General features: G+C 52.4%; 1 protein-coding gene. It reads left to right on the top strand.

Features of this window, described 5'->3' with window-relative positions; translation table 11 throughout:
* Window positions 1-826: HAD family hydrolase (locus NEI07_RS10655; protein ID WP_256034465.1), on the top strand; the 826-nt coding region annotated here is incomplete at both ends.

Here is an 826-nt window from a genome sequence, read left to right on the forward strand (position 1 = left end):
GCCCCCGCGATTTTCACGCCCCAACTCGTTCAGCATCTCGGATTGTTGCTTATAGAAGCAGAGAAAACTGTCGAGAATCTGCGCGAGCTCGGCCGGCATCTTTCCCACAATGAGGCCCTTTATTTAGAACGGTTACGCTTTGTGCGTCTCGGCTACGAGACACTCAAATCCTACATCGCGATGGTCGAAGCCGCCGCCAAAAATGTTGATTATCGGAAGGCAGTCGCGGTAGGCGAAGAAGGCCTTCGCGCTCGCGACGGCCTGACTCAGATGAACAAAGCATTCACCTCGACTAAGTTCGAAAAAGGCTATGCATTTTGGCCCGGCGAGGTTGAGCAGTACCGGGAGCTCAACTCGTTCGTCAACGGAGAGAAGGGTCGCTTGCTAGTCAAATTGCCATTGGAATGGAGTTTCCATCGCGACCCAGATGGAACTGGGATGACGAAGGGCTTGCTTGACCACCCCGTCGATCTCGGGTTTTGGCGTGCTCACGGCGGAGAGTATGATCTAGACCGGCGAAAGGATTATCCCGTCGATCAATGGGAAATAATTCGGACAGATCTCTATATTCAGGCACAGGGAATTCGCACACCAGATCGTGAGAGCGCGATCGGCGATATATGGTATCGAACAGAGGTCGTCCTACCGCCTGGAGATGCCGAAAGTAATCCGCACATCCGCTTCCCAGGCCTGTTCAATGAATGTGAACTGTTTGTAAATGGAAAGGAAACAGCAAAGCGGAGGCAGCATCCATTGTGGTGGCACAATGATTATCGCTTTGAATGGGACGTTCCACTGAGGGACAGACTGCATTCGGGGCTAAATA

Source organism: Methylocystis suflitae (assembly GCF_024448135.1).
Classification (GTDB): domain Bacteria; phylum Pseudomonadota; class Alphaproteobacteria; order Rhizobiales; family Beijerinckiaceae; genus Methylocystis; species Methylocystis suflitae.